The following is a 26,693-nucleotide window of genomic DNA, read 5'->3' on the forward strand; positions in this document are numbered from 1 at the left end:
GGTCGTTCGGCGTTCCGGGCGTCAGGCCGCGGCGGGCACGCGATCGATCCCGGCGACCGCGGCGGGGTCGGCGCCGAGCGACAGCAGCCGGGCTCGCAGCGCGGTGGCGGCGCGGTCGTACGGGTCGGCGCTGGCGTGCAGGAGCGATCGCGTGTTCGCGGCCTCGAGGAACGAGACGATCTCGAACGTGAGCTGGCGCGCGTCGTCGAGGCCCGGAAGCTCGCCGGCGGCGATCGCGTACTCGATCGACACCGTAAGGTAGTCCTCCCAGGCGCTCGAGGCGGCCATGACGGCATCGCGCACCGGACCCGGCCGCGAATCGAACTCGACCGAGGTCGCCGCGAAGAAGCATCCGCCACGGAAGACGCGCTCGTCGGAGTACGCGAGCCACGACGAGATCAGGGCGCAGACCCGTCCCAGTCCCCGTTCTGAGCCGGCGCGTGCCGGGGCGATGACGCGCTCGATGAAGACGTCCCGTGCGGCGGCGACCGTCGCGAGCTGCAACTGCTCCTTCGAGCCGAACAGCGTCGCAACGCCGCTCTTGCTGTGGCCTGCGGCATCCGCCAGCCGTCCGATGGTGAGGCCCTCGAGACCGTCCACCGACGCGGCGTCGATGGCGGCTGCGAGGATCACGCGCCGGGACTCGTCGCCGCGCGCGCGGCGGCCATCGCGGGGCTCTTGCACCATGAGTTCAGGTTACCGTACGATCGTTCGTATTCATACGTACGATCGTACGTACATCTCGATCGGAGAAGCCATGGATCTCGCACTCTCCACCGCCGGCTCGGCCGTGCGCGCCGCCGGGCGCGTGTCCCCGCGCTGGGGCGCCGCCGTCGCCCTGCCGCTCTTCGCGCGGGTGTCGCGGCCTCGGCCGGTGCACCCCGACGACCGTCCCACCATGGGAAGGGCGCGGCGGTCCAGCATCCGCATCCCCGGTCTCGATCGGCGCGGCGTCGATCTCACGGTCTACGAGTGGGGCCGCGGGACCAACGTCGTCCTGCTCGCCCACGGCTGGAACGGCCGGGCCTCGCAATTCGCAACGCTCGTGCGCGAGCTGGTGTCGGAGGGCTGGCGCGTGGTCGCGTTCGACGCTCCCGGGCACGGCGAGACTCCCGGCGGCGGCACGTATCTCGTCGACTGGACGGATGCGCTCGCCGGGCTGCAGCGCCGCTACGGCCGCATCCACGCCATGATCGGGCACTCCTTCGGCGGCCTCGCGGCGCTCGTCGCTGCGGGCGCCGGCGTGCAGGTCGACCGCGTGGTGACGATCGCCGCACCAGGCGACGCCGACCTGCTGCTCTCCCAGTTCCAGGCGATGCTCGGGTATGACGGCCGCACCGCCGCGGCGCTGCGGGAGCGATTCGCCGCGCGCTACTTCCCGGGCGAAGCGGATCCGTTCGCGCGACTGTCGCCGCTGCAGCGCGCGCTGCCGCCCTCGGTCCCGTTGCTGGCCGTCCACGATGAGGAGGATCGCGTGGTCCCCGTCGGGGAGCTCGGGCGGATCGTGGCTGCTCACCCGACCGCGCGGGTGGTGAACACCACCGGGTTCGGGCACAACCGCGTGCTCACCGCGGATCCCGTGCTCGACGCGGTGGTCGAGTTTCTCGCGCAGCGGTCGGCCGTGCCGCATCCCGGCACCGTGCGCGCTGCCGTTTGACGGGTCAGAACAGCCGAGGTTCGGAGGCGGCCGCGGTGCGCCCGCGCGACGTCGCGATGACGCCCGCGGCCCGTGCGTCGGCCCGCGCGGCGAGCCCCGGCACGGGCGTGCCCCGCGGCTGGTCGTCCTCGTCGCGTCCGTCGAGTCCATGGACGCGCAGCAGCGGGCGCACGCGCTTGGCGAGCCATGCCTTGTATGCCTTCGGCGCGGTCGACGAAGCACCCGGGTAGAGACCGAGGTACGACGACACGAGCTCCGGATGCTCGCGCCCCAGCCACTGCATGAACCACTGCTTCGCGCCGGGGCGGAGGTGCAGGGCGCCGTACACGACCCGCACCGCACCCGCGGCGCGGATGCGCCCGAGCGCGTCGTCGATCGCGGCGATCGAGTCGGTGAGGTGCGGGATGATCGGCATGAGGAACACCGTCACGCGGAAGCCGGCCTCCGTCGCGGCGCGGACGGTCTCGAGACGCGCGGCCGCGGTCGGCGTCCCCGGCTCGATCAGATGCTGGAGGGCGTCGTCGAACACCGCGATCGACATCGCCAGTGAGACGTCGACGTGCTGCGCGGCATCCGTCAGCAGCGGCAGATCTCGCCGCAGCAGCGTGCCCTTCGTGAGGATCGAGAAGGGCGTGCCCGATTCGGTGAGCGCGCCCACGATGCCCGGCATGAGCTTGTATCGGCCTTCGGCGCGCTGGTAGGGATCGGTGTTGGTGCCGAGCATCACGGGCTGGTGCGTCCAGCTGCCGCGTCGCAGCTCCTTCTCGAGCACCTCGGCGACGTTGATCTTCACGATGACCTGCGAGTCGAAGTCGCGACCGGCGTCGAGCTCGAGGTACTCGTGGGTGCCCCGCGCGAAGCAATAAATGCACGCATGGCTGCATCCGCGGTACGGGTTCACTGTCCAGTCGAAGGGCATGGCGGACGCCCCCGGCACGTGGTTGAGCGCTGTCTTGCACAGCACCTCGTGGAAGGTGACGCCGGCGAAATCGGGCGTCGTCACCGACTGGACCAGGCCATTGAGGTGCTCGAGGCCGGGGAGGGCCGCGGCATCCGCCACCCCCAGCTCCTGCCCCTGCCACCGCATGCGTCCATGGGAACATATGTTCGACAGTGTGTCAACCCTCGGGGCGGCGCGATCGAAGTTCGAGCTCTCCGCCCCGTCCAGTCGCTCGCGAGGCGATGGTGGGCCACAATGGCATCTGTGACGGTGCCCGTACCGCCCGACTCCCCGGTGTCTCGCCGCGCGGTCAGAGTGCAGCGCGAAGAGGCCGATCGGCGTGCCCGCGAGACGCACTCGGACGTGTTCTCGCCGTTCGTGCTGCCCGCAGGACTCACCGGTCCCGAGGTGGCGCCCCCGTCCCGGCGCGCGGCACGAGCCCCCGACATCCTCGCCGCCGACGACGCGAACGCACCCCGGCGCCACGCCCGCCCTCGCCGGTTCGCTGGCGCGAGGACGCTGGCGCTCATCGTGGTGGGGGGCATCGTGCTGCTCGGAGGGGCGGCGGGGGTCACGGCGCTGATGACCGGCTCGACCAACGAACCCGCTGCCGGCGCCGACCACGTGGTCGCCGAGGCACCGCCCCCGGTCTCGCAGCTTCCCGTGCCCGTCGTCGAGCAGACGTCGATATCCACCGACATCTGCGCCGCACCCGAAGTGATCGCGGCTCTCGAGGCCGGCGACGATTCGGCTGCGATCGAGGCGGCGGGCGGCGCCGAATGGTTCCGCGTCGCCGTCGCGGGCGGCGACGCGTCGTGCATCGACCTCTCCGACCCGGCCCGGCTGTGGACCGTCATCAACAAGACGCGCCAGTACGAGCCCGTGGACTACTGGCCGGCGGACATGATGTTCCCCGAGGGCGTGCGCAGTCTCGAAGGCGGGTCGCTGCGCGCGGATGCCTCGGCCGCCCTCACCTCGATGGTGACGGCTGCACGCGAGGCGGGGGTCGGCGAGATCGCACTCCTGAGCGGCTTCCGGTCGTTCCAGTCGCAGATGGCGACGTACGGCCGCCACGTCGACTCGCGTGGCGTGGAGGGCGCGGATCTCGTGAGCGCCCGCCCCGGCTACAGCGAGCATCAGTCGGGACTGAGCGGTGACGTCGTGCCGTGCTCGGGGCCGTGCGGAACCCTCGACGACCTGGCGGCCTCCCCGCAGGGCGAATGGGTCGAGGCGCATTCGTGGGAGCACGGCTGGATCGTCCGCTACGTCGACGGTGCCACGGATGTGACCGGATACCTCCCCGAACCGTGGCATCTGCGCTACATCGGACCCGAGCTCGCCCGGGCCTACCACGACGGCGGCTGGACCTCGCTCGAGGAGTTCTTCGGCCTTCCGCCCGCGCCCGGATACGTCGGCTGAGCCCGAGGATGCCGGGTGGAGGCATCCCACAAATCGCGGTACTGAGTTCCAGAGTCTTTAGGATCCGATCCCACATCGCGCCCGCTGGCGTCGGTCCTCACCCTTAGGATTCGAGGAGGGGTCGCCCGTGTCTGCGTCGCATTCGACGACGCGGGCGTCCGCTCGAAGACGAGAGGAAGGCGCACATGGAGCGCGACATCTACGACGAGGACCACGAGGCGTTCCGCGACGTCGTCAAGGAGTTCATCAAGCGCTTCGCGTCCGAAGAGAAGCGCAAGCAGTGGGACGCCGACGGCGAGATCGACCGGGCCACGATGCTCGCGGCCGGAGAGGCCGGCATCATCGGCCTGTCGGTGCCCGAGGAGTTCGGCGGCGCCGGCATGCTGCAGGACTACCGCTTCCGCGCGGTCGTGCTCGAGGAGACGATCGGCGCCGGCCTCGGCTCGCTCGCCGGCGCCCTCGGCATCCAGGACGACCTGGCCGTGCCCTACATCGTGCACATGGGCACGCAGGAGCAGAAGGAGAAGTGGCTCCCGGGCATGGCGACCGGCGAGATCCTCGGTGCGCTCGCGATGACCGAGCCCGGCGCGGGCTCCGACCTGCGCGGCATCAAGACGACCGCCAAGAAGGTCGACGGCGGGTACATCGTCAACGGTGCGAAGACGTTCATCTCCTCGGGCAAGACCGCCGACATCGTCGTCACGTTCGTGAAGACCGGTGAGGGCAACCGCCCCGATGCCTTCAGCCTGCTGATCCTCGAGGACGGCATGGAGGGCTTCGACCACAGCAAGAAGCTCGAGAAGATGGGGTTCCACGGCTGGGACACCGCCGAGCTCTCGTTCAGCGACGTCTTCGTTCCCGACGCCAACCTCATCGGCGGCAAGGAGGGCCTCGGCTTCATCCAGCTCATGATGAACCTGCCCCTGGAGCGCCTCTCGATCGGCGTCGCCGCGGCGGCTGCCGGCGAAGCCGCCTTCGTGTGGACACGCGACTACGTGCTCAGCCGCGAGGCCTTCGGCGAGCGCATCGCCGACTTCCAGAACACCCGCTTCAAGCTCGCCGACATGGCGACGACGGTCGATGTGATGTGGGCCTACACCGACCGCGCGATGATGCTCTACAAGGACCAGAAGCTGACGGCCGAAGAGGCGGCCAAGGTCAAGTTCTGGACCACCGACCGCGAGGCGGAGCTGCTCGACGTCGGCGTGCAGCTGCACGGCGGCTACGGCTACATCACCGAGTACCCGATCGCGCGCGCCTACCTCGACGCCCGCGTGCACCGCATCTACGGCGGCACGAACGAGATCATGCGCGATCTCGTCGCGCGCCAGATCGTCGGCAAGAGGTAACAGACACCGGATGCCGCGACCCCGTCCCTCTCGAAGGCTCGGGGTCGCGGCATCCGTCGTTCCGCGGCCGTCGGCGGCCGGTTCAGTGCTGGCCGGCCGGTCCGTCCCCGCGGCCGAGCCCGCGCGATGCGAGCCCGCGGCGCCGTGCCAGCCGCGCGACGCCCGCGCGCCTGAGCTGGTCGGCGATCAGGATGCCGAGGCCGACGCCGACGAGGCATCCGACGATCGTCAGCGCGAAGAACGCGACCACCGCCCACGCGGGCATCGACCACAGGTTGAACGACACCGCGGCGGCGATCGGGTAGACGATGCCCACGAACACCGCGCCGGCGTAGTACTGCCAGGTGCGCCACGAGCGGTAGATCGCGAGCAGGAACGGGATCTCCGCGAACAGCGCCCACCACACCGCGGCGCCGAAGAACGGGAACGCGACGAGGCCCGAGATCACACCGACGAGGATGCCGGCGAGCGGCCGCTCCAGAAGGCGCAGCGCCACCGTGGCCGGCAGCAGCCACAGCCCCGCAAGAGCCACCGACGCGAACGGAACGGTGGCGAACAGCACGGTCGACAGCCAGCCGGCCGCCCACAGGAGCACTCCGCCGGCGACGCCGATCGCGGCGCACGTGAGCAGGTACGACGTGGCGACCCGGCTCACGAGTGCACCTCGGCGGACGCGAGCTGGGCCTTCGGGGTGGGCGAGGCGGCGCCGACGCGCCAGTAGCCGCAGAAGCTCACGAGCTCCTTCGGCGCCGCGCGCTCGTTCACCAGCAGGCGGCGGCCCTCGGTCGGCAGCGACTGCTCGCCGACGAGGTAGGCGTGGAAGGGAGCATCCGGAAGCGACGCCGCGCGCAGCGCCTCCAGAGCAAGAGTCCCGGGCTTGACGTCGTGGTCGCGCACGATCCACTGCACGCGCACGCCGGCGGGGTGCGCGAACTCGAGCGCGTCCTCGGTCGTGGGCACCTCGATGACGGCGAGCCCGGTCGCGTGGGCCGGGAGCGACGCGCACACCCCGGCGATCGCGGGAAGTCCGGTCTCGTCGGCGACGAGCACGACGCGGTCGGTGCCGCGCTCGGGGTTGAAGGCGAGGCCCTCGTCGATCAGGACGACGCTCTCGCCCGGCTCGCACGTCTGAGCCCACCGCGAAGCGGGTCCGGCGGTGCCGTCCTCGGCCGATCCGTGCAGGACGAAATCGACGTCGATCTCGGCGCCGCGATCATCCGCCGCGGGGCGGAATGCGCGCACCGTGTAGTTGCGCATGACCGGCCGCACGCCGTCGGGGATGCGGAGGTAGCGCAGATAGCCGAACATCTTGTTGGCCTTGGCGGGCAGCCGATCGAGCCCTTCGTCGCCGCCGAGCGGCAGGAACAGCCGGAACCACTGGTCGTAGCCCATCGCGCGGAACTTCCCGATCTCGGCACCGCCGAGCGTCACCCGCATCCAGTGCGGCGAGAGCGGCTCGCGCCGGAGCACCTTCAGGTGAACGAGCCCCTGCGTCTCGGGCTTCACGAGTCTGCTGGCCTGTGCCATGGATCCTCCGTCGGGATAGGGAGTCGGATGCTGCGGCCCGGCCTACGCCGGAGCCCCGAAGGGCGAGAAGAACCAGAAGATCGCCGCCGACGCCGCCCACAGCACCGCGATGAAGACGACGTCCCGGGCGCGGAACGGGACCAGGTGGCGCTCGGTGCGGTCGGGGTGGGCGCCGAAGGCGCGCGCATCCATCGCGAGAGCGACCCGCTCGGCGTGCCGGATCGCACCCGCCATGAGCGGCACGATGTAGCCGAACCAGCGCGCCACCGCGGCGAACGGACCGCGCCCGCCATGGGCTCCGCGCACGCGATGCGCCTGGCGGATCACCTCCAGCTCGTGACCGAACCGCGGCACGAACCGGAACGCCGCGAGCGCGGTGTACCCGATGCGGTAGGGCACGCGCAGCTGCTGCACCGTCGCCCGCACGAGGTCGGGTCCGGTCGTGGACAGTCCCGCGATGAGCGTGAGCGCCACGATCGCGGCGATGCGCAGTCCGGTCGCGAGACCCACCTCGAGCGCGCCGCCGTAGAGCGTCCAGCCGCCGACCTGCAGTACGACGACGGACTGGTCGACGCGCGAAGGGTCGGTCCACACCGAGAAGCCGATGCCGATGATCGCCGCGCCGAGGGGCAGCGCCACGAGCACGGCGGCGAGTCGCGCCGTGAAGCGCACCCCGACGAGCAGGATCGCGTAGCTCAGGGCGAGGAAGGCGAGCGGGGTCGCGGCATCGCGCACGAAGACGAGCAGCACCATCGCGGGCAGGGGCGCGCCGAGCTTCGCGAGGGGGTTCAGGGCGTAGAGGAACCGCACCGGCGCGGCGGGCGCCTGGGCGGCATAGGGATCGACGGCCGCGCGGACGCCCTGCGCCGCGGTCAGCGGACCGGTCATGCGGGCACCGCCGTTCCGCCCGGGAGGTCGGCGATCCGTGCCACCGCGGAGAGTTCCGGATGCTGCGCCAGGCCGTGCAGCGCGCGCCGCAGCGGCGGCAGCCGCAGGCCCGAGCGCTCGATCAGGTCGGCGTCGCCGAAGACCGCCGCCGTCGGGCCTGCCGCGACGACCCGCCCGTCATCGAGCACGACCGTGCGGTGCGCGTACTCGGTGACGAGCTGCATGTCGTGGGTGACCACGATCACCGTCGTGCCCTCGGCGTTGAGCTCGCCGAGCAGCCCGAGCAGCTCGTCGGCCCGCGCGCGGTCCTGGCCGAACGTCGGCTCGTCGAGCACGAGCACCGGCGCGCCCGCGACGAGCGCCGTGCCCACCGAGAGCCGGCGCTTCTGTCCGCCCGAGAGCAGGAAGGGGTGCGCCTCCGCGCGACCTTCCAGGCCGAATCGACGCAGCAGGGCCATCGTGCGCTCGCGCACCTCGTCGTCCGAGAGGCGCTGCAGCCGGAGGCCGTGCGCGACCTCGTCGAAGACCGTGTGTGCGATGAACTGGTGCTCCGGATTCTGGAACACGAATCCGATGCGCGAGGACAGCGTGCGGGCGTCCGACCGGCCGATGTCGAGTCCGCCGACGCGCACGGTGCCCCGCGGCGGGGGGATCACGCCGGCGAGTGCCTGGATCAGGGTCGTCTTCCCGGCGCCGTTGGCTCCCACGATCGCGACGAACTCGCCGGCGGCGACGTCGAGGTCGACGCCGTGCAGCACTTCGGCGCGTCCACGGCGCACGGTGAGCCCGCGCACGGCGATGAGTGGAGCGCGCGGCGTTTCGTCTCGCTGCGCTCGCTCAACGACCGGGGGGAGCGCAGCTCGCTCGACGACCGGGGGGAGCGCAGCTCGCTCGACGACCGGGGGGAACGCAGCTCGCTCGACGACCGAGGGGGGAGGGGGCTGCGCCTCGAGCGCGGCGTGCAGCTCGTCCGGGGTGAGCGGGAGGGGATCGAGCACGTACCCCGCCCGACGCAGGCGCAGAGCGGCGATCGTCGACACCGGCAGCCACACGCCCATCGCGTGGAGGTCGTCCGCGCGGCCGCGCAGGACGTCGTCGACGGGGCCGTCGGCGGCGAGACGGCCCGCGTCGTCCAGCACGACGACGCGGTCGACGAAGCCGACGGCGGCGTCGAGGTTGTGCTCGACGAGGAGGATCGCGCGATCGCCGGATGCGACGAGCTCGCCCAGCGCGGCGTAGACCTCCTCGATGCCCCGCGGGTCGAGGTTCGCCGTGGGCTCGTCCAGGACGAGCAGCGGGGATCCCATCGCGAGCGCGCACGCGATCGCCAGACGCTGGCGGCCGCCACCGGACAGGCGGTCGGGGTTCTCGGCGCGACGGTCCCAGAGGCCGACGCGGCGCAGGGCCGACTCGGCGCGCTCGAGGACCTCGGCCACCGGCATCCGGAGGTTCTCCGGCCCGAAGGCGACCTCATCGAGGACGGTACCCGTCACCAGCTGCGCGTCGGGATCCTGGAACACCATGGCGACCCGCGTGCTCAGCTCCGCGACCGTGGTGACGCTGGTGTCGAGGCCGTCGACCTCGACGGTGCCGGTCACCTCGGCCGGGACGGCGTGGGGGATGAGGCCGTTGAGCGCCAGCGTGAGCGTGGACTTTCCCGATCCGCTCGGCCCGAGCAGGAGCACGACTTCGCCGGGGGCGATGTCGAAGGTCACGGATGCCGGAGCCGCTGCCGACTCGCCGTCGTGCGTCACGCCGAGCCCGCGCACGCGGACGAAGGGTGCGGCGACGTCCGCCGCGAGCGCGGCGGAAGGGTCGCGCTCTGTTGCGGTCACGGGACTTCCAGGTGAGACGTCTACTAAGTGTCTCCTAACTTAGTAGACCCTTACCGAGTCTGAGTATCCGCGATCAGGTGCGGCCGCGCCGCGGCACTCCCGCTCGGCGCAGGGCGCGGCCGATGGCGAGGCCGACGGCAGTCCACAGCACGGGTCCGAGGATGAAGAGGGCGACGTAGACGACCTGGCCCCACAGTGGGAATCGTGAGACGTCGGCGGCGAACCAGATCGCCGCGGCGATCACCGCACCGATGATGACCGCGGACAGGAAGAACCGCCACGGCTCCCAGCGCCGGTAGCGGGATGTCGCCGCGATGAGCTCCTGCAGCCCTCCGATCAGGAGGGCGGTGCCGACGTACCGGCCGATCCACACCGGCACGATCGCGCTGGCGACGAGCGCCGCGACGAGGTGGGTGATCAGAGCGACCCACGGGGCGCGCAGGAGTTCCTGCGCGATCACTCCGGGGAGGACGTGAACGCCGAGGACGAGGCCGTAGAGGATCGGCGCGGCCGCCGAGATGGGCGCACTGATGGCGCCGGCGCCGGCCTGCAGAACCCCCGCCGCGACACCGATTGCCGCGCAGGTGAGCAGAACGCTCGTCGAGAGTCGGGAGGGGTTGGCCACATGCCAAGCGTAGTGTTCGGCACCTCGGCGTTTCTCACACTTTCCTCATCTTTGCCTCCAAAATTCACAGCTAGCTTTGAGCCTGTTGCGCTCCGAAGACGTGGCGCGACAACACTCCCCACACCAGATGGAGGACTCCATGGGTCGAACCTCCGTGAGAGCAGCAGCGGTCGTCACAATCGCCGCCCTGTTCACCGGCACCACAGCTACCGCCAGTTTCGCAGCAGCGCCGGAGGAGGTGAATTCCCCGATCCCCATCGATCTGCCGGCAGGCCGATACATCGTCCTACTGGACGAGGCGCCCGTCGCCACGTACGACGGCGGCGAGCCGGGGCTCGCGCCCACCGCGCCCGAGGAGGGCGAGAAGCTGGACGCGTCGTCCAAGGCCGCGAAGCAGTACTCGAACTTCCTGCAGGACCGTCAGACGGATGTCGCGGCCGACGCGGGCGTGACCCCCGACGGCAACCTCACGATCACCCTCAACGCGTTCACGGCCAACCTCACCGCAGGTCAGGCCGCCAAGCTCGCGGGGAGCAGGGGTGTGCAGTCCGTCGTGCCCGACGAGATCCTCCACCCCGACGCGGTGTCGTCGACCGAGTTCCTCGGTCTCGAGGGCGACGGCGGCGTGTGGGACGCCGTCGGCGGAATCGGCGCGGCCGGAGCGGGCACGGTCGTCGGCGTCGTCGACACCGGCATCGCACCGGAGAACCCCTCGTTCGCGGGCTCGCCCCTCGGCACGACCGCCGGCGCGGAGCCGTATCTGGTCGGCGAGACGATCACGTTCACCAAGGCGGACGGCGGCGTGTTCAAGAGCACGCGGGTGACCGGTGAGGAATGGGACGCCGGCGACTACTCGACGAAGCTCATCGGCGCGAAGTACTTCAGCGCCGGTGCCGCTGCATCCGGCTTCGACTTCGGCCCCGACTACCTGTCGCCGCGTGACGCCGACGGGCACGGGTCGCACACGGCCAGCACCGCCGCGGGCAACCACGGCGTCGCGGCCTCGGTCGAGGGAATCGACTTCGGGACCGTCTCGGGCGTCGCGCCGGCCGCGAAGGTCGCCGCGTACAAGGCCTGCTACGTCGGGCCCGACGAGCTCGTCACGACCGACGACGTCTGCGCGCTGAGCGACCTGATGGCAGCGATCAACGCCGCCGCGGGCGACGGCGTCGACGTCATCAACTACTCGATCGGCGGCGGCGCTGCCACGACGACGTTCGCCACCGAGGACACCGCGTTCTTCAACGCCGCCGCGGCGGGAATCTTCGTCGCCGTGAGCGCGGGCAACGACGGCCCCGGAGCATCCACGGCCGACCACGCGTCGCCCTGGTACACCACCGTCGCCGCCTCGACCATCCCGACCTACGAGGGCACCGTCCAGCTGCCCAACGGATTCGAGGAGGCGGGCGCTTCGATCTCGGTGCCGTTCGGCGAGACGGTCACCGGGCCGGTGGTCTACTCCGGCGACGTCGCCAAGAGCGGAGCCGCCCCGGCGGAGGCCGCGCTGTGCTTCCTCGGCACGCTCGACCCCGCGAAGGTCGCGGGCAAGATCGTCGTCTGCGACCGCGGCACGAACGCTCGCGTGGAGAAGTCCCAGACCGTGGCCGAGGCGGGCGGTGTCGGAATGATCCTCGTGAACGTCACGGCGGGTTCGCTCGACAACGACTTCCACTCGGTGCCGACCGTCCACATCGATGCGCAGCACCGCACGGCGCTCCTCGACTACGTGCGCAACACGGCGGGCGCCACGGCGACGCTGGTGGGCGCGAACGTGACCGGCGTGGAGACCCCGACCCCGGTGGTCGCGGGCTTCTCGAGCCGCGGACCGATGCTGGCCGACGGCAGCGACATCCTCAAGCCCGACGTCTCGGCACCGGGTGTCGCGATCCTCGCGGCCACGCACAACGCCGCGGGCGAGGAGCCGACGTTCGGCTTCAAGTCCGGCACGTCGATGTCGTCGCCGCAGGTCGCCGGCCTCGCCGCGCTGTACCTCGGCGAGCGTCCGCTGGCCACCCCGGGTGAGGTCAAGTCGGCCATGATGACCACGGCGTACGACACCGTCGACGCCGCGGGAGCAGCCAGTGCCGACCCGTTCGCGCAGGGCGCGGGCCACGTCGATCCGACCCGCTTCTTCGACGCGGGCCTGATCTACGACAACGGCCCCGGCGAGTGGCTCCAGTATCTGCAGGGCAAGAGCCTCTACGACTCCGGATCCGAACCGATCGACGGCAGCGACCTGAACCTCGCCTCCATCGCGATCGGATCGCTCTCGGGCCCGCAGACGGTCACGCGCACCGTGCGTGCGACGACCGCCGGCACCTACACCGCGACCGCTTCGGTCCCCGGCCTCACGGCGGTCGTCGAGCCTGCCTCGCTGACCCTCGCCGAGGGCCAGAGCGCGGAGTTCACGGTGACGTTCACGAAGACCACCGCCGAGGCCGAGCAGTGGGCCACGGGCTTCCTGACGTGGACCGGTCCCGAGACGGTGCGCTCGCCGATCGCCGTGTACCCGGTGACCGCCGATGCACCGGCGGATGTCAGCGGCCAGGGCATCACCGGCAGCACCGAGGTGACCATCACGCCGGGCGTCTCGGGTCAGCTCGCGCTGAACCTCGGCGGCCTCGCTCCGGCGAAGCTGCAGACGACGCCGCTGTTCCCGAACGGCGACCCGGTCCCGGGTCACACCGGCAACGAGAACACGGGTGACGAGGACGGCTACTCGTACTACATCGTCGACGTGCCCGCGAACTCGAAGCTCGCACGCTTCGACCTCGACTCGTCGGACGATGAGGGCTCCGACCTCGACCTCTTCGTGTACCGCGTGGTGTCGCCGAGCGACCTGCGCTACTACGAGACGTGGTCGTCGGCCTCGGGCGCGGCGGACGAGTCGGTCGTGCTGGACGCTCCCACCCAGGGCACGTACCTGGTCGAGGCGCACGTGTACAGCCACACGGCTCCGTTCACGTGGGATCTCACGACCGCGGTCGTCGGCGCCGGGGGCGAGGGTGCGCTGAAGGCGACCCCGAACCCGCTGCCGGTGACCGAGAGCACGCCGGCGAAGTACGCGCTGTCGTGGACCGGCCTGAAGGCGGACACGCGCTACTACGGCGTCGTGCAGTACGGCGACTCGGCGGTGCGCACCATCCTGACGGTGGACTCCGGGGCGGCGGCGCCGGTGAACACCGCGCTGCCGAAGATCAGCGGATCGCCCAAGGTGGGTTCCACGCTGAAGGCGACGGCGGGCACGTGGACGCCGAAGGACGTGGCGATCACGTACCAGTGGCTGCGCGACGGTGCGGCGATCAAGGGCGCCACCGCGACGTCGTACAAGGTGACCAAGACCGATGTCGGAACGACGCTGTCGGTCCGGGTCACCGCGACCCAGACGGGCAACATCAACGCGGGCACGGCCGACAGCGCCGGCGTCTTCGTGAAGTTCTCGTCGAAGACCGCCGTGACGATGAACCGTTACGTGGGCACTTCGGCTCAGGACTACAAGGTGACCGTCAAGGTGACGCCCTCGGGCGGCGCTGCGGCGGCCGGCACCGTGACCGTGTGGGTGAACGCCAAGAAGTACTCGGGCACGCTCACCGGGGGAGCGGTGACGATCTCGCTGCCGAAGCAGAGCAAGGGCATCCACGTCGTCACGGCGACGTACCCCGGCTCGGGCACGGTCGAGGCGTCGATCGGACTGTCGGGCTTCCTCGTCCGGCGCTGAGCGCACGCGGAGGCGTCCGGGCTTCGGCCCGGGCGCCTCTGCCGTGCGTCCGGCGATGATCCGTCGCGGCTCAGACCCGGCGGCGTCGGCGTGTGAGCCGTACGGCCGGGAGCGGTGGAGCGGGGATGCGCTCGTCGCCGTGGTCGACGACCCGCCCGAAGCGGGCGTCCCGCGACTCCCACGCTTCTCGCGCCGCGACGATCTCCTCGTGCGTGCGGCCGACGAAGTTCCACCACATCACGATGTCGTCCTCGAAGGGCTCGCCGCCCAGCAGGAACAGGGTCGCGCCGGTGACGCTCGATACATCGACCGATGAGCGACGGATGCCGAGATACAGCAGGTGCGCGTCGTCGAGGTCGGTCGGCTCGCCGCCGGGTCCGGCGTGCACCGCGGCGTCTCCGTCCACGCCGACCAGCGCGTGCTCCCACGCGGGGTCGAGCGGCAGGGAGACGCGGGAGCCGGCCGGCACGCGGATCTCGGCGCCGACGATCGGCGTGTGCGTCGTGGCGGGGGAGGTCTCGCCGGCGAATGAACCCAGCACGACCGTCGCCGACCCGGGGTCGCCGTCACCGGCGACGAGCGCGACTTCGGGCAGCAGGTCGTGCTGCTCGAACGCGGGCGGGCCGTGTCGCCGTGACTCGGGAAGGGCGACCCACAGCTGCAGCGCGTCGAGGGGGGCGGCATCCGCTCCGACGGAGTACTCGGAATGGGAGATGCCCTCACCGCTCGTCATGAGGTTCAGCGCGCCGCGGCGGACGGCGACGTCGCTGCCGACCGAGTCGCGGTGGCGCACCTCGCCGACGAAGGGCCAGGTGACGGTCTGCAGCCCGATGTGCGGGTGCGGGTCGACGCGCATGCGGGTGACCTGCGGTCCGAAGCGGTCGAGGAAGCACCATGCGCCGACGAGAGGCAGGTCGCGCTGCGGCAGCGCACGGCGCACGCTCATCGCCCGGACGCCACCCAGCGGCACCTCGCGCGCCTCGAGCAGCAGGTTGCGAGGTCCGTCGCTTCCGGATTTCGATTCCTGAGCCTGTCGAAGGGCGGTCGCGACCTCTTCGTCGGTGTCGAGCCTCGTCATGGCGCGGGAGTCACTCGGGGTGCGGGTGCTCGGGCCAGGCCACGGTGAGGCCGGGGACGTCGTGCTCGCGGAGGTACTTCGCGACCACGGGGCAGTGCGGGACGACGGTCTCGCCGCGGCGGGCGGCATCGGCCATCGCCTCGGCCACGACGGCCTGTGCCAGACCGCGGCCGCGGAAGGCGGGATCCACCTCGGTGTGCGGGAAGCGCAGGCGCCCCTGCGCGTCCGGCCGGAAGATCGTGAATCCGGCGAGGACGTCGCCGACATGGATCTCGTAGCGGCGTTCCTCGTCGTTGCGTGCGACGGTGATCTCGTCGGTGGAGGCGGGCATCGGCATCCTTTCGTCGTCGAGTTCAACGTACGGGCGACCGACCGTGTTCCGCCAGCGTGCACCGACCCCCTGGCACGGGGTGACCGGCAGGTCTAACGTCAGCCTCATCGGCGATCAGCGGCCGATTCATGGGGGAATCGATCAATCCGTTGCAGGATTCGAAGGGGAAATCATGAAGCGCCATGCTCTGGCCGCGCTCGCGGCCCTCGCTCTCAGCGCCACCGCGCTGCTGGGCACCTCGTCCGCGGCGGTGGCCGCCGTGCCGGACGGGGCTCCCTATGTCGCCGTAGGCGACTCGATCGCCGCCGGCACTGGGAACCTGCCCTACGTCGACGCCGCCTGCCTGCGCTCGAAGAAGGCCTACCCGCACCTGCTCGGGTCGATGCTCGGCGCCGCTCCGGTGAGCGCCGCCTGCTCGGGAGCGACGACGACCGGAGTCCTGCAGCAGCTCGCGGTGCTGGATGCCGCCGGCGCGATCGGCACCGACACGCGGCTCGTGACGGTGACGTCCGGTGCGAACAACACCGGCTGGCAGAACGCGCTCGCCGTGTGCGCCGTCGGCGACCCCGTCGCGTGCCAGCAGGCACTCGCCGCCATCGCCGACGTGGGCGACCTCGACGCGGACACGGTCGCGGTCCTGACGGCGATCCGCGCGGCGGCGCCGCATGCGGTGATCGCGATCACCGGGTATCCCCGCCTCTTCGGCTCGACGGGCGGCACCTGCACCATCGGCGGGTACCAGGGCGCGCCGGCCAAGGTCACCGCGCAGCAGGCCGCGATCGCGAACAGCATCGTCAACGGCATCAACCTCGAGATCGCCCAGGGCCTTCAGGGGTACCAGTTCCTCTACGCCCAGACCCACGGCGGCATGCTCGACGCCGTCGTTCCGGTGGACGTGAGCGGCGCCTTCGCCGGCCATGCCCTGTGCGACACGGGCGACCGCTGGATCAGCGGACTCTCGTCGGGCAACAAGTCCGACGGGGCGTTCCACCCGAACGCCGCGGGCCAGCAGGCGTACGCGGCCGCGATCGCCGCCGCGCTCGCTCCGTAGGACGCGGCATCCGCCTCTCCCGGGTCTGCCCCGGCGCCCGGCCTGGCAGACTCGGAGGATGCTCTCGCTCCTCGACGCCGTGCCGCGCGGCGCCGACGACGACACCGCCTATCTGGGCTTCGTCGAGTGGGCCGCCGCTCGCGGGCTGACCCTGTATCCCGCGCAGGACGAGGCGGTCATCGAGATCGTGTCGGGCTCGAACGTGATCCTGTCCACCCCGACGGGGACGGGCAAGTCGCTCGTCGCCGTCGCTGCGCACGCCGCCGCCCTCGCCCGCGGGGGGCGCACGTACTACACGGCGCCGATCAAGGCCCTCGTGAGTGAGAAGTTCTTCGCCCTCGTCGAGATCTTCGGCGCGGCCAACGTCGGCATGGTGACGGGCGATTCGTCGGTGAACCCCGACGCGCCGATCGTGTGCTGCACGGCGGAGATCCTCGCGAACCTCGCACTGCGACGGGGAGCGGATGCCGCGGTCGACCAGGTCGTGATGGACGAGTTCCACTACTACGGCGACTCCGATCGCGGATGGGCGTGGCAGGTGCCGCTGCTGCTGCTCCCGCGCGCCCAGTTCGTGCTGATGTCGGCGACGCTCGGCGATGTCACCGCGATCGCCGACGATCTGTCGCGTCGCACCGGCCGCCCGACTGCGCGCATCACCGGCGTCGAGCGCCCCGTGCCGCTCTTCTTCTCGTATGCGCGCACTCCCGTGCACGAGACCGTGGAGGAGCTGCTGCAGACCGGGCAGTCTCCGGTGTACGTCGTGCACTTCTCGCAGGCCGCCGCCATGGAGCGTGCGCAGGCCCTCTCGTCGATCCGGGTGGTCTCGCGCGAGCAGCGTGACGCGATCGCCGAGGCGATCGGCGGATTCCGCTTCACGACGGCATTCGGCCGCACGCTGTCGCGCTACGTCCGTGCCGGGATCGGCGTGCACCACGCCGGCATGCTGCCGCGCTATCGACGACTGGTCGAGACGCTCGCCCAGCGCGGCCTGCTCCGCGTGATCTGCGGCACCGACACCCTCGGCGTCGGCATCAACGTGCCGATCCGCACCGTGCTGGTGACGGCGCTCGCGAAATACGACGGACAGCGGATGCGGCAGCTCAGCGCCCGCGAGTTCCACCAGGTCGCCGGGCGCGCCGGGCGGGCGGGCTACGACACCGCCGGAACCGTCGTGGTGATGGCGCCCGATCACGAGGTCGACAACGCCGTCGCGCTCGCCAAGGCCGGCGATGACCCCAAGAAGCTCAAGAAGATCGTGCGCAAGAAGGCGCCGCAGGGATTCGTCAACTGGAGCGAGTCGACCTTCGACCGCCTCATCGAGGCCGAGCCCGAGCCGCTGGTGCCGCAGCTGCAACTTACGGCCGCCATGCTCATCAACGTCATCGCGCGCGGCGGCGACGTGTTCTCGAACGTGCGCGCCCTCGTGCGCGACAACCACGAGCCGAGGGCCCGCCAGTTCGAGCTCGCCCGCCGCGCCCTCGCGATCTTCCGCACGCTGCTGGCCGCCGACGTCGTCGAGATCGACCGGTCCACGGGCGACATCCGCCTCACCGTAGATCTGCAGCCCAACTTCGCACTCAATCAGCCGCTGTCCCCGTTCGCGCTCGCCGCCATCGGTCTGCTCGATCCGCAGGAGTCGCCGGGAGGCGCGGGGACCGGACACTACGCGCTCGACGTCGTGAGCGTGATCGAGGCGACGCTCGACGACCCGCGTCCGGTGCTCTCGCAGCAGCAGTTCCTCGCTCGCGGCGAGGCCGTCGCCGCCATGAAGCGCGAGGGCATCGAGTACGACGAGCGCATGGAGCTGCTCGAGGAGGTCTCGTACCCGAAGCCGCTCGAGGAGCTCCTCGCCCAGTCGTACGAGGTGTTCGCAACGAGCCAGCCATGGGTGCGCGACTTCGAGCTCTCGCCCAAGTCGGTGGTGCGCGACATGTTCGAGCGGGCGTTCTCCTTCGCCGAGCTGATCAACCACTACCAGCTCGCCCGCAGCGAGGGCCTCGTGCTGCGGTACCTCTCCGACGCCTACCGCGCGATCCGGCAGACCGTGCCCGCCGAGGCGCAGACCGAGTCCCTGCACGACCTCGTCGCCTGGCTCGGCGAGCTCGTTCGCCAGGTCGACTCGAGTCTCGTGGACGAGTGGGAGGCGCTGATCAACCCCGCAGCCGACCCCGACCAGCCGGTGGTGCCGCCCGCGCCACCGTCGGTGCTCACCAATCGCCGCGCGTTCCTCGTGCTCGTGCGCAATGAGCTGTTCCGCCGTGTGCAGCTGGCGGCGCTGCAGCGCGACGACGACCTCGTGGCGCTCGACCCCGACGCCGACTGGCCGGCTGCGCTCGACGCCTACTTCGACGAGCACGACGAGCTGCTGACGGGCGGCCCCGCCCGGTCGCCGCGGCTCGTGACCATCGATGAGACGCCGGCCGCGGCATCCGGTCTCTGGCGCGTCGAGCAGACGATCGACGACCCCGAGGGGAACCACGACTGGCGCATCCGCGGCGAGGTCGACCTGCCCGCGTCCGAGGAGGCCGGCACCGCTGTGGTGCGTATCACCGACGTCGTCCGTCTCTAGCCCCCTCTGCTCGCCGAGAACGCGCGTGTGTCCCCGAATCGGCCCATAGACCTGACACAGGCGCGTTCTCGGCAAGCCGGGGTCAGCCGAGGCTGAAGCCGCCGTCCGAGGACAGGACCTGGCCGATCACCCACGCCCCCTCATCGGTCGCGAGCCACGCGATGAGGTTCGCGGGGTCCTCGGGATGCCCGACGCGGCCGAACGGCGTCGTGCGGATCCAGTCCTGGATCTCGTCGAGCGGCCGGTCCGTGGTCTCGGGGTCGAGGTAGCCGGTGTTGACCGGCCCCGGATCGATCGTGTTGAGGATGATGCCCAGGTCGAGGAGCTCGGCGGCGACCGTCGGCGTGATGCCCGCCAGAGCAGCCTTGCTCGTCGCGTAGGCGACCTCGCCGCGCATCGGGCCGTGGATCTGGCCCGACGTCATCCAGAACACGCGGCCGACCGGCGCGGCGAAGGGCTCGGTGCGCGCGGTGCGCTCGCCCGGCCTGGCACCGGGAGCATCGCCCGCATGGATCGCCGCGAACGCCCGCGTGAGCAGCAGCGTGGAGCGCGCGTTCGTGGCCCAGAAGGAGTCGAGCCGGTCGGCGGTCATGTCCAGGAGCGCGCCGTCGCCGCCGGACTGCGCGTGATTGCAGACGAGGATGTCGAGCCGGCCGGTGAGTGCGCGGGCGGCGTCGATGACCCGCTCGATCGCGGTGGGGTTGCGCAGATCGGCGTCGATATCGCCGAACCGGGCGCCGTCGGCCAGTGCCGCGCGCAGCTCCGACCGCACGAGATCGAGGTCGTCACCGCCCCACGGCTGCGGAGTGTCGTGCGCGGAGAAGTGGTGGATGAAGACATCGGCGCCGAGCGCAGCGAAGCGTCGCGCGACGGCGAACCCGATGCCGCGCCGGCGCGAGACCCCGGTGATCAGCGCGGTGCGTCCGCGAAGGGGGAGGTGGTCGGAGAGGAACATGCCTCTCGGATGCTAGCGCCGCTCATCGAGAGCTGCTCGCCGAGAACGCACTTGTGTCCCCTTTTCGGGTGCGAGGCGAGACACACGCGCGTTCTCGCGAAGCCGGTGCGCACAGGCCGGGCATCATCGGGTTCCGCGTCGGGAGCCGCGGCTACCCTGGAGGGGATGAGCACTCCGCACGGCGACCCGTACGCCGACCTCGAGTGGGACCCCGACGAGTTCGCGCCGCCGCCCGAGTTCGACGAGCCCCCGTACGTCGAGCCGTCCTCGCGTTTCGGGGGGATGCCGCCCAGGCTCGGTGCTCCCGAGCCCGCGTTCGCGTCGGCTCCGCGCCGCGACTTCGTCGGCGCGGATCCGCGTGCCGTGCTGCACGAGGTCTACGGCTACGACGCCTTCCGCGGCGAGCAGGGCGCGATCGTCGAGCACGTCGTCGGCGGCGGCGATGCGGTCGTGCTGATGCCGACTGGCGGCGGCAAGAGCGTCTGCTACCAGGTGCCGGCCCTCATCCGCCCGGGAACGGGCCTCGTGGTGAGCCCGCTCATCGCCCTCATGCACGACCAGGTCGACGCGCTCCTCGCCAACGGCGTGCGCGCTGCCTACCTCAACTCCACGCAGGCGCCGCACGAGCGCGCGGCGGTCGAGCAGGCCTATCTCGCGGGCGACCTCGACCTGCTCTACGTCGCACCCGAGCGGCTCAACACCGAGGCGACGCTGCGATTCCTCGCGCGGGGCCGGCTGAGCGTCATCGCGATCGACGAGGCTCACTGCGTGTCGCAGTGGGGCCACGACTTCCGGCCCGACTACCTCGCACTGGGCGATCTCGCCGATCGCTTCCCCGGAGTGCCCCGGCTCGCCTTGACCGCGACGGCGACTCCGGCCACCCACCGCGAGCTCACGGAACGTCTCCGGCTCCCCGCGGCGCGACATTACGTATCGAGCTTCGACCGTCCCAACATCCAGTACCGCATCGACGCGAAGACCGACCCGCGGCGGCAGCTCGCCGCGTTCATCCGCGCCCAGCCCGAGGGCTCCGCCGGCATCGTGTACGCCCTGAGTCGCAAGTCCGTCGAGCAGACCGCCGAGTTCCTGCGCACGCAGGGGTTCGACGCGCTGCCGTACCACGCCGGACTCGAGGCATCCACGCGCGCGGCGAACCAGTCGCGGTTCCTCCGCGACGAGGGCGTCGTCATGGTCGCGACCATCGCCTTCGGCATGGGCATCGACAAGCCCGACGTCCGCTTCGTCGCCCACATCGACCTGCCCAAGTCCGTCGAGGGGTACTACCAGGAGACCGGGCGCGCCGGCCGCGACGGTGACCCGGCGGTCGTCTGGATGGCCTACGGTCTCGGCGACGTCGTGCAGCAGCGCCGCATGATCGATCAGAGCCCCGGCGATCGCGCGTTCAAGAATCGGCTCGGCCAGCACCTCGACGCCATGCTGGCGCTGTGCGAGACGGTCGGATGCCGCCGCCAGAACCTCCTCGGCTACTTCGGCGAACCCGCGGAACGCTGCGGCAACTGCGACACGTGCCTCGAGGCGCCCGAGACCTGGGACGGCACCGTCCCCGCGCAGAAGCTGCTCTCGACCATCGTGCGCCTGCAGCGCGAGCGCGGGCAGGCGTTCGGCGCCGGGCACCTCATCGACATCCTGCGGGGCTCGTCGACGGAGCGCATCCGTCAGCAGGGCCACGACTCGCTCTCGACCTACGGCCTCGGTGCCGATCTGTCCGAACAGGACTGGCGCAGCGTCATCCGGCAGCTGCTGGCGCGGGGCATCCTCGTCGCGCGCGGCGAATACGGCACCCTCGCGCTGGGCGAACCGGCCGCGGGCGTCCTGAAGGGCGAGATGCCGGTGCCGCTGCGCCGCGACGTGCTCGGCCGCGCGGGCGGTGCTGCCCGGGTGCGCAAGGTCGCGGCGTCCGACACCCTCGCCGAACGCGATCGGCCGCTGTTCGAGGCTCTCCGGGAGTGGCGCGCCGGCGTCGCGCGCGAGCTCGGCGTGCCCGCCTACATCGTGTTCGGCGATGCGACGCTGCGCGCGCTCGCCGAGACGCGCCCCGAGAGCCTCGCCGGCCTCGACGGCGTCACCGGCATCGGCGCGAAGAAGCGCGAGGCGTACGGCGAGGCCGTGCTCGACGTCATCCGCGCCGCCTGACGCACGGCGCCGCCTGACGCACGGCTTCGCCTGACGCACGGTGCCGCCTGACGCACGGCGCCGCCTGACGCACGGTGCCGCCTGACGCACGGTGCCGCCGGACGCACGGTGCCGCCTGACGCACGGTGCCGCCGGACGCTGTCGCCGGACGCTGTCGCCGAGCTCAGGAAGATCGCCCGAGTCAGGAGGATGTGCGCGGGATGGTCCTGACCAGGGCTGATCGCCTGATCTCGGCCGGGCGCGGCATCCGCCTCACCCCGACGGGAACGAGCGCGCCCGCTCGACCCGCAGCACATGGGGGAGCGCGGCGAGGTCGCGCGTGCCGTCGGCGCGCGGGAACTCGTAGACCTCGAGCATGAACTGCACGGGGTAGTCGAGCGACTGGACGGAGGTCTTCACCCAGCGGCCGTCGATGAAGAACCGCACGCGGTCGGGCGACCACTCCACGGCGTAGTCGTGCATCGCGGTGAGGTCGCCGTCGACGCGGATCTTCTCGAAGTCTTCGCGCAGGCGGGGGTCGTTCTGCGGCTTCACGCCGACACCGACCCAGCCGCCCTCGTCGTCGATTTCGCTCCCGAAGATCTCCGCGATGCACAGCTCGCCGCAGTCGTCGGGCTGCTCCTCGAAGCCGATCGGCCAGCACGCGACCATCGCGTCAGGGTGGCGGATCGCGGCGAGGCGCACCTCGATCACGCCGTGGCGGATGAGCCAGCCGCGGTGCTCGGGCTGCTCCTCGCGCACGACGAGGCCCGGCCGGAACCGGTGCTGGCCGGCGGTGCTTCCAACCGGCCCCGAGAACTGGCCCGACTGCACGTGCGACACCCGCAGCTCGCCGTCGAGATCGGGTGCCCACGGCGCCGTGTCCTCGTCGATGCGGAGCCGCAGACCGCCGGGCCCGACCGACCAGCGCGCGGCCGCGGCATCCTTCGACGACCAGTGCGGCGTGTAGAACGGCCACCAGCGGGACGTGTCGAGCGCGGCGCCGACGAAGCGCTCGTCGACGTCGGGCGTGCGTCCGGACACGTCGAGCGGCGACACGTCCAGCACCCAGGCGCGAAACGTCAGCTCGCCGCCGCGCCACGGCATGGTCGCGGTGTCGCCGGCCTCGAACCCGAGGCTGCGGCACAGCGCGTTCGATGCGACGTTGTCGACGCCCGGGTACGCGACCAGCAGCGTGCGGCGTCCGTCGGCGGCGGCCAGGCGCGAGAGCTGCCGCAGCGCCTCGCGCGCGACGCCCCGACCTTGGAAGCGCGGCTCGACGCTCCACCCGGTCTCGAAGGCGGGCGCGCCGTCGTGGTCGGTGGCCCAGTATCCGATTCCGCCCGCCGGCTCACCGTCGACGTCGATGCGCAGCATGCACGCCTCTCCGGTCGCGTTGAGCCGCAGGTAACGCTCATGGCGCTCACGCACCACCTCCTCCGATTCCGGCCCGCCCAGGTGCGCCGTCATCTCGGGGCTGTTCGCCCGCATGAGCACGGGCAGATCGCCCGCGTCCCACGGTCGGAGTTGGACCAGCATCCCGCCACCTCTCGTCGGCTCCCCATTGTCGGGAGGCCCTCCGACGTCGGCAACCCGCCCGTCCGACGGCTCCCGGCCCGGCACCGCGCACACGGGTCAGCCCGGCCGGATCACCCACACGTTCACGGCTACGGGCTGCTCGTCCGGATGGGCTCCAGGGAACATCCCGGTTCCCTCCAGCGAGAACCCGACCCGGCGGCAGAGGGCGTGGGATGCCTCGTTCTCGGCGTTCGCGTAGCCCACGACCGGGCGACCGCCACCCGCCGCGAGCGCCCGCTGCACGATCTCGGCGAGCGCCGCCGCCGCGACGCCGCGCCCCTGCCACGCCGGCTCCACGACGCAGCCGACCTCGTAGGCGGGTGCGCCGTCGTGGTCCTGCTCCCACCAGCCGGCGTACCCCGCGTCGGCTCCGTCGACGGCGATGCGGAACATGGCCACAGCGTCGCCGCCGGCGAGGTACTCCGCGTGGCGTGCGGCGAGCGCGTCCTCGGTTTCGGGTCCGCCGAGGTAGACGGTGAGCTCGGGCGTGTTCGCCCGCCGGAGGATGTCGAGATCGGCATCCGTCCACGGCTCGAGTGTCACGATCTGCATGCCTGCAATCCTCGTCGCCTCGGGGCCGTTTGTGCGGGCGAATGCGCGCGTCCTTGGAGGCGCAGGCAGGCAAACGCCCGCACAAACGGAGGTCTGGTGGCCCGGGCGCGGACGCGGGCGGGCAACCGCCCGCACAAACGGAGGTCTGGTGGCCCGGGCGCGGGCGTGCGCGGGGCCCGGGGCGCGGGCGCAGGGTGTGGGGTGCGCACAACGTCGCCGCGGGCGAGGGCCGGGATGGATTGTCGAACAGCTCCAATCGGTTTGATGCGGTGTTGTGGGAGTTCTACCGTCGATAGTGACTTTCCCCGCTCCAGACCGAGAGGTGACGCCCATGGCCGACGCCGCCGTCCGCTCCCCCAAGCCCTCGACCAGCAAGCGCACGCCCGCCGGTGGCGCGCCGACCGCTGCGCACACGGCGGAGGAGGCATCCGAGCCCCGCATCGACGTGGACGCGGTGACCGACCTCCTTCTCGGAACGTGGGCCGACACCCGCCGCGAGGCGCGCGAGATGATCAAGGATCCGGCCTTCTGGCGCATCGAGGGCCAGCCCATGGCCGAGCACCGGGAGCGCGTGCTCACGCAGCTGCACCTCCTGGTCGAGCACGGCGGCTCGCGCCGCGCGCTGCCCGAGGAGTACGGCGGCAGGAACGACAACGGCGCGAATCTCGCCGGCTTCCAGGAGCTCGTGCTCGCCGACCCGAGCCTGCAGATCAAGTCCGGCGTGCAGTGGGGACTCTTCGGATCGGCGATCTTCCAGCTCGGCACGAAGGAGCACCACGACAAGTGGCTCCGTGCCGTGGCTGACATGAGCCTCCCCGGTGCGTTCGCGATGACCGAGACCGGCCACGGCTCGGACGTCGCCGCGATCGGCACCACCGCCACCTACGACGCCGACACCGAGGAGTTCGTCATCCACACGCCGTTCCGCGGCGCCTGGAAGGACTACCTCGGCAACGCGGCCGTGCACGGCAAGGCCGCCACGGTGTTCGCGCAGCTGATCACCGGCGGCGTCAATTACGGCGTGCACTGCTTCTTCGTACCGCTGCGCGACGACGACGGCGACTTCCTGCCGGGCATCGGCGGCGAGGACGACGGCGTCAAGGGCGGCCTCAACGGCATCGACAACGGCCGGCTGCACTTCGATCACGTGCGCGTCCCTCGCACGAACCTGCTCAACCGCTACGGCGACGTCGCCGCCGACGGCACCTACAGCTCCGACATCCCGAGCCCGGGTCGCCGCTTCTTCACGATGCTCGGCGCGCTCGTGCAGGGCCGGGTATCGCTCGACGGTGCGGCGACGACGGGCACGGCCCTGGCACTCCACATCGCGCTGACCTACGCGAACCAGCGTCGCCAGTTCGACTCGGGATCGGGCACCGCCGAGGTGGTTCTGCTCGACTACGGCAAGCACCAGCGGCGACTGCTCCCGCTCCTCGCCCAGAACTACGCCCAGTTCTTCGCGCACGACGAGCTGCTCAGGAAGTTCGACGGCGTCTTCTCGGGCCGGGCCGACACCACCGAGGAGCGCGAGGACCTCGAGACGCTTGCGGCGGCCCTCAAGCCCCTCAGCACCTGGAACGCGCTCGACACCATCCAGGAGGCCCGCGAGGCCTGCGGCGGATCCGGCTTCCTCGCCGAGAACCGCATGGTGGGCCTTCACCAGGACCTCGACGTGTACGTCACCTTCGAAGGCGACAACAACGTCCTCCTGCAGCTGGTGGGCAAGCGCCTGCTGGCGGACTTCGCCCGGCAGTTCAAGGGTGCGGATGCCGCGAAGCTCGCCCGTTTCGCCGTCGGCCAGACGGCCGGCAAGGTCTTCCACGGCGCGGGACTGCGACAGCTCGGCCAGTCGGTCGCCGACCTGGGGTCGACGGCGCGCTCGGTCGAGCTGGGCCTGCGCGAGGACCAGCAGCACGACCTGCTCGCCGGCCGCGTCCAGCAGATGGTGTCGGATGTCGCCGCCGCGCTGCGTCCGGCATCCAAGATGTCGCCGGCCGAGGCCGCCGCCGTCTTCAACAGCCACCAGGCCGAGCTGATCGAGGCCGCCCGCGCCCACGCCGAGCTGCTGCAGTGGGAGGCGTTCACCGATGGCGTCCATCGCATCGAGGACGAGGGCACCCGCCGGGTGCTGTCGTGGCTGCGCGACCTGTTCGGGCTCCACCTCATCGAGAAGCACCTCGCCTGGTACCTGATCAACGGGCGGCTCTCGGCGCAGCGCGCGGCATCCGTCACCCGCTACATCGACCGCCTCGCCGCCCGCCTGCGCCCGCACGCGCAGGACCTCGTCGACGCCTACGGCTTCGCCCCCGAGCACGTGCGTGCGCCGATCGCCTCCGGTGCCGAGCGCGCACGACAGGACGAGGCACGCGAGTACTACGCCGCGCTCGCCACGTCGGGTGAGGCGCCCGTCAGCGAGAAGTCGCTCAAGAAGAAGTAGGGCGTCCGCTCGTTGAGCGAGCGACGCGGGACGAAACGCGTCGTACCCAGG

General features: G+C 71.4%; 20 protein-coding genes. 8 read left to right on the forward strand and 12 right to left on the reverse strand.

Features of this window, described 5'->3' with window-relative positions; all coding sequences use genetic code 11:
* Window positions 1-21 precede the first annotated feature (21 nt).
* The gene (locus tag ASD93_RS14035) at window positions 22-687 is read right to left on the reverse strand and encodes a TetR/AcrR family transcriptional regulator (protein ID WP_056123812.1); all 666 of its coding nucleotides are present in this window, start codon (window positions 685-687) and stop codon (window positions 22-24) included.
* A gap of 70 nt (window positions 688-757) precedes the next feature.
* Here ASD93_RS14035 and ASD93_RS14040 point away from each other — a divergent pair, with 70 nt between their 5' ends.
* Window positions 758-1,657, forward strand: a complete 900-nt coding sequence (locus tag ASD93_RS14040; RefSeq protein ID WP_056123815.1) for an alpha/beta fold hydrolase — start codon at window positions 758-760, stop codon at window positions 1,655-1,657.
* Between the two features lie 4 nt (window positions 1,658-1,661).
* Here ASD93_RS14040 and ASD93_RS14045 read toward each other — a convergent pair whose 3' ends face one another.
* On the reverse strand, window positions 1,662-2,744 hold the full coding sequence (locus tag ASD93_RS14045; RefSeq protein WP_056123817.1) for an Rv2578c family radical SAM protein: 1,083 nt from the start codon (window positions 2,742-2,744) through the stop codon (window positions 1,662-1,664).
* A 108-nt stretch (window positions 2,745-2,852) separates the two neighbouring features.
* Here ASD93_RS14045 and ASD93_RS14050 point away from each other — a divergent pair, with 108 nt between their 5' ends.
* Window positions 2,853-4,016, forward strand: a complete 1,164-nt coding sequence (locus ASD93_RS14050; protein WP_162253399.1) for a M15 family metallopeptidase — start codon at window positions 2,853-2,855, stop codon at window positions 4,014-4,016.
* A 185-nt stretch (window positions 4,017-4,201) separates the two neighbouring features.
* Window positions 4,202-5,365, forward strand: a complete 1,164-nt coding sequence (locus tag ASD93_RS14055; protein ID WP_056123823.1) for an acyl-CoA dehydrogenase family protein — start codon at window positions 4,202-4,204, stop codon at window positions 5,363-5,365.
* 82 nt (window positions 5,366-5,447) lie between these two features.
* Here ASD93_RS14055 and ASD93_RS14060 read toward each other — a convergent pair whose 3' ends face one another.
* The 5 genes from ASD93_RS14060 to ASD93_RS14080 all read right to left on the reverse strand — a co-directional run bounded on the left by ASD93_RS14060 (window position 5,448) and on the right by ASD93_RS14080 (window position 10,240).
* Window positions 5,448-6,020, reverse strand: coding sequence for an ECF transporter S component (locus ASD93_RS14060; RefSeq protein ID WP_056123826.1), 573 nt, complete (start codon window positions 6,018-6,020; stop codon window positions 5,448-5,450).
* Complete coding sequence (locus ASD93_RS14065) at window positions 6,017-6,892, reverse strand: siderophore-interacting protein (protein ID WP_056123830.1); 876 nt, start codon at window positions 6,890-6,892, stop codon at window positions 6,017-6,019. Before ASD93_RS14065 ends, ASD93_RS14060 begins: the two co-directional genes overlap by 4 nt.
* Before the next feature lie 42 nt (window positions 6,893-6,934).
* A complete protein-coding gene (locus ASD93_RS14070) occupies window positions 6,935-7,780 on the reverse strand; it encodes an energy-coupling factor transporter transmembrane component T (protein WP_082569345.1) in 846 nt (281 codons plus the stop codon).
* On the reverse strand, window positions 7,777-9,615 hold the full coding sequence (locus tag ASD93_RS14075; protein WP_056123833.1) for an ABC transporter ATP-binding protein: 1,839 nt from the start codon (window positions 9,613-9,615) through the stop codon (window positions 7,777-7,779). The genes ASD93_RS14070 and ASD93_RS14075 overlap by 4 nt, the downstream gene beginning before the upstream one ends.
* 73 nt (window positions 9,616-9,688) lie before the next feature.
* Window positions 9,689-10,240, reverse strand: coding sequence for an ECF transporter S component (locus ASD93_RS14080; protein ID WP_056123835.1), 552 nt, complete (start codon window positions 10,238-10,240; stop codon window positions 9,689-9,691).
* A gap of 238 nt (window positions 10,241-10,478) precedes the next feature.
* On the opposite strand from ASD93_RS14080, the gene ASD93_RS14085 reads away from it, so the two are divergent.
* Window positions 10,479-13,958, forward strand: a complete 3,480-nt coding sequence (locus ASD93_RS14085) for a S8 family serine peptidase (RefSeq protein WP_162253400.1) — start codon at window positions 10,479-10,481, stop codon at window positions 13,956-13,958.
* A gap of 70 nt (window positions 13,959-14,028) precedes the next feature.
* Here the strand turns inward: ASD93_RS14085 and ASD93_RS14090 are convergent, their stop codons facing one another.
* A complete protein-coding gene (locus ASD93_RS14090) occupies window positions 14,029-15,036 on the reverse strand; it encodes a pirin family protein (protein WP_056123838.1) in 1,008 nt (335 codons plus the stop codon).
* A gap of 10 nt (window positions 15,037-15,046) precedes the next feature.
* A complete protein-coding gene (locus ASD93_RS14095; protein ID WP_056123840.1) occupies window positions 15,047-15,367 on the reverse strand; it encodes a GNAT family N-acetyltransferase in 321 nt (106 codons plus the stop codon).
* A 172-nt stretch (window positions 15,368-15,539) separates the two neighbouring features.
* Between ASD93_RS14095 and ASD93_RS14100 the strand changes: the two genes are divergently transcribed.
* Window positions 15,540-16,418, forward strand: a complete 879-nt coding sequence (locus ASD93_RS14100; protein WP_056123843.1) for an SGNH/GDSL hydrolase family protein — start codon at window positions 15,540-15,542, stop codon at window positions 16,416-16,418.
* 58 nt (window positions 16,419-16,476) lie between these two features.
* On the forward strand, window positions 16,477-18,987 hold the full coding sequence (locus ASD93_RS14105; RefSeq protein ID WP_056123846.1) for a DEAD/DEAH box helicase: 2,511 nt from the start codon (window positions 16,477-16,479) through the stop codon (window positions 18,985-18,987).
* 82 nt (window positions 18,988-19,069) lie between these two features.
* Here the strand turns inward: ASD93_RS14105 and ASD93_RS14110 are convergent, their stop codons facing one another.
* Entirely contained in the window at window positions 19,070-19,942 is an 873-nt protein-coding gene (locus ASD93_RS14110; protein WP_056123850.1) for an SDR family oxidoreductase, read from the reverse strand.
* 165 nt (window positions 19,943-20,107) lie between these two features.
* On the opposite strand from ASD93_RS14110, the gene recQ reads away from it, so the two are divergent.
* Window positions 20,108-22,096, forward strand: a complete 1,989-nt coding sequence (gene recQ / locus ASD93_RS14115; protein ID WP_056123853.1) for a DNA helicase RecQ — start codon at window positions 20,108-20,110, stop codon at window positions 22,094-22,096.
* A 252-nt stretch (window positions 22,097-22,348) separates the two neighbouring features.
* Here the strand turns inward: recQ and ASD93_RS14120 are convergent, their stop codons facing one another.
* Together ASD93_RS14120 and ASD93_RS16010 are read right to left on the reverse strand one after the other, a co-directional pair.
* On the reverse strand, window positions 22,349-23,614 hold the full coding sequence (locus ASD93_RS14120; protein WP_056123857.1) for a GNAT family N-acetyltransferase: 1,266 nt from the start codon (window positions 23,612-23,614) through the stop codon (window positions 22,349-22,351).
* 96 nt (window positions 23,615-23,710) lie between these two features.
* Entirely contained in the window at window positions 23,711-24,205 is a 495-nt protein-coding gene (locus ASD93_RS16010; protein ID WP_056123860.1) for a GNAT family N-acetyltransferase, read from the reverse strand.
* 331 nt (window positions 24,206-24,536) lie between these two features.
* On the opposite strand from ASD93_RS16010, the gene ASD93_RS14130 reads away from it, so the two are divergent.
* Complete coding sequence (locus ASD93_RS14130) at window positions 24,537-26,642, forward strand: acyl-CoA dehydrogenase (RefSeq protein WP_056123863.1); 2,106 nt, start codon at window positions 24,537-24,539, stop codon at window positions 26,640-26,642.
* The last annotated feature ends 51 nt before the right edge of the window (window positions 26,643-26,693 follow it).

This window comes from Microbacterium sp. Root180 (genome assembly GCF_001428485.1).
In the GTDB taxonomy this organism is placed as follows: Bacteria; Actinomycetota; Actinomycetes; order Actinomycetales; family Microbacteriaceae; genus Microbacterium.

Coding starts and splice junctions, on each gene's coding strand:
- ASD93_RS14035 (WP_056123812.1), bottom strand. CDS start 687: ATGGTGCAAGAGCCCCGCGATGGCCGCCGCGCGCGCGGCGACGAGTCC.
- ASD93_RS14040 (WP_056123815.1), top strand. CDS start 758: ATGGATCTCGCACTCTCCACCGCCGGCTCGGCCGTGCGCGCCGCCGGG.
- ASD93_RS14045 (WP_056123817.1), bottom strand. CDS start 2,744: ATGCGGTGGCAGGGGCAGGAGCTGGGGGTGGCGGATGCCGCGGCCCTC.
- ASD93_RS14050 (WP_162253399.1), top strand. CDS start 2,853: ATGGCATCTGTGACGGTGCCCGTACCGCCCGACTCCCCGGTGTCTCGC.
- ASD93_RS14055 (WP_056123823.1), top strand. CDS start 4,202: ATGGAGCGCGACATCTACGACGAGGACCACGAGGCGTTCCGCGACGTC.
- ASD93_RS14065 (WP_056123830.1), bottom strand. CDS start 6,892: ATGGCACAGGCCAGCAGACTCGTGAAGCCCGAGACGCAGGGGCTCGTT.
- ASD93_RS14070 (WP_082569345.1), bottom strand. CDS start 7,780: ATGACCGGTCCGCTGACCGCGGCGCAGGGCGTCCGCGCGGCCGTCGAT.
- ASD93_RS14090 (WP_056123838.1), bottom strand. CDS start 15,036: ATGACGAGGCTCGACACCGACGAAGAGGTCGCGACCGCCCTTCGACAG.
- ASD93_RS14095 (WP_056123840.1), bottom strand. CDS start 15,367: ATGCCCGCCTCCACCGACGAGATCACCGTCGCACGCAACGACGAGGAA.
- ASD93_RS14100 (WP_056123843.1), top strand. CDS start 15,540: ATGAAGCGCCATGCTCTGGCCGCGCTCGCGGCCCTCGCTCTCAGCGCC.
- ASD93_RS14105 (WP_056123846.1), top strand. CDS start 16,477: ATGCTCTCGCTCCTCGACGCCGTGCCGCGCGGCGCCGACGACGACACC.
- ASD93_RS14110 (WP_056123850.1), bottom strand. CDS start 19,942: ATGTTCCTCTCCGACCACCTCCCCCTTCGCGGACGCACCGCGCTGATC.
- recQ (WP_056123853.1), top strand. CDS start 20,108: ATGAGCACTCCGCACGGCGACCCGTACGCCGACCTCGAGTGGGACCCC.
- ASD93_RS14120 (WP_056123857.1), bottom strand. CDS start 23,614: ATGCTGGTCCAACTCCGACCGTGGGACGCGGGCGATCTGCCCGTGCTC.
- ASD93_RS16010 (WP_056123860.1), bottom strand. CDS start 24,205: ATGCAGATCGTGACACTCGAGCCGTGGACGGATGCCGATCTCGACATC.
- ASD93_RS14130 (WP_056123863.1), top strand. CDS start 24,537: ATGGCCGACGCCGCCGTCCGCTCCCCCAAGCCCTCGACCAGCAAGCGC.